The following is a 1,426-nucleotide window of genomic DNA, read 5'->3' as shown; positions in this document are numbered from 1 at the left end:
CCGGTGCAGCTGCCCCCACTTGCGAGCCAGCTTGATGGCACCTTCGTTCGCCTCGGCGCCGCTGTTGGTGAAGAACACCTGGTCGAAGTCGCTGTTCCGGCACAGCAGCTCCGCCAGCGCGAGCGCCGGCGCATTGTGGAAGGCCGGGCTGGGCGTGAGCAGCAGCGCGGACTGCCGCGCCAGGGCCTCGCGGATGCAGGCCGGCGCGTGGCCGAGCGTGTTCACCGCCCAGCCTTGCACGAAGTCCAGGTGGCGCCGGCCGCGGTCGTCCCACAGCCAGCTGCCTTCGCCGCGCAGGAACAGCTGGTCCGGGCGGGCGGTGATGTTCATCAGCGCGTGGTTCATGCTGCGTGCTCCAGGGCCTGGGGGGCGTGTTCACGAGCGTCGAGCTCGGGGGCTTCGGCCAGTCCGAGCATCAGGGCGAGGTTCTGCACCGCGGCACCCGATGCACCCTTGCCGAGGTTGTCGAAGACGGCGCTCAGCAGCAACTGGCCGTGGGCGTCGTTGCCGAACACCGCGAGCTGCAGGTCGTTGCTGCCGTTGCGGGCCTGCGGATCGAGCCGCGCCATCGCGCCGGTGCGCTCGGCGTCCAGCACCTGCACATGGCGGCAGTCGCGGTAGTGCCGAGCGAGCAGGTCGCGCACCGCCTGCGCCGTCATCGGCCGCTGCAGCATCGAGGCATGCAACGGGATCGTCAGCGCGATGCCCTGCCGGAAGTTGCCGTACGACGGCACGAAGAACGGCCGGCCCTGCAGGCCTGCATGCCGCTCGATCTCGGGCACGTGCTTGTGCTGCAGGCCGAGGCCGTAGGTCTGGAACGGCAAGGCCGCCGCGGCAGCCGGGCCTTCGTGGGCGTCGATGCCCTCGCGCCCGCGTCCGGAGTAGCCGGACACGGCGTGGATGCTCAACGGCGCATCGGCACGCAGGCAGCCAGCCTCGACCAGCGGACGCAGCAGCGCGACGGCCCCGGTCGGGTAGCACCCCGGATTGCTGACACGCCGTGCCTGGGCGATGCGTCCGGCCTGCTGCGGCGACATCTCCGGAAAGCCGTAGACCCAGTGCGCATCGGTGCGGTGCGCCGACGAGGCATCGATCACCCGCACGCGCGGGTTGCGGACGGCCGCCACCGCCTGGCGCGCGGCCTCGTCGGGCAGGCACAGCACAGCCACGTCGCAGTCGTTGATGGCAGCGGCACGCGCGGCGGCATCCTTGCGCAACGCGTCGGGCAGCGTCACGAGGGCGATGTCGCGTCGCCCGGCCAGCCGCGCGCGGATCTGCAGGCCGGTGGTGCCSTGGTCGCCGTCGATGAAAACGCTCGCGCTCATGAAGTCCTCCTGGAGTGGAGAGCAGAGCTTGCGGTTCGGCCGACGATCGGTAAAGTTGAATGTCATGAACAGCAGATTCATGAAACCTGAAGCACCATGAG

Annotated in this window: 2 protein-coding genes; both read right to left on the bottom strand. The window is 70.2% G+C overall.

All coding sequences use genetic code 11. The annotated features are described in order from the left end of the window. Positions 1–345, bottom strand: a 345-nt coding sequence (locus AC1D15_RS32130; RefSeq protein ID WP_477829244.1) for an aminotransferase class III-fold pyridoxal phosphate-dependent enzyme, incomplete at its 3' end; no start/stop codon positions are given. Next, positions 342–1,325, bottom strand: a complete 984-nt coding sequence (argC, locus tag AC1D15_RS32125) for an N-acetyl-gamma-glutamyl-phosphate reductase (RefSeq protein WP_477829243.1) — start codon at positions 1,323–1,325, stop codon at positions 342–344. The genes argC and AC1D15_RS32130, both read right to left, overlap by 4 nt. Positions 1,326–1,426: the final 101 nt, after the last annotated feature.

The sequence above is a fragment of the Rhizobacter sp. P2_H2 genome, from assembly GCF_056403375.1.
This window is presented reverse-complemented; position numbering and strand designations above follow the sequence as displayed.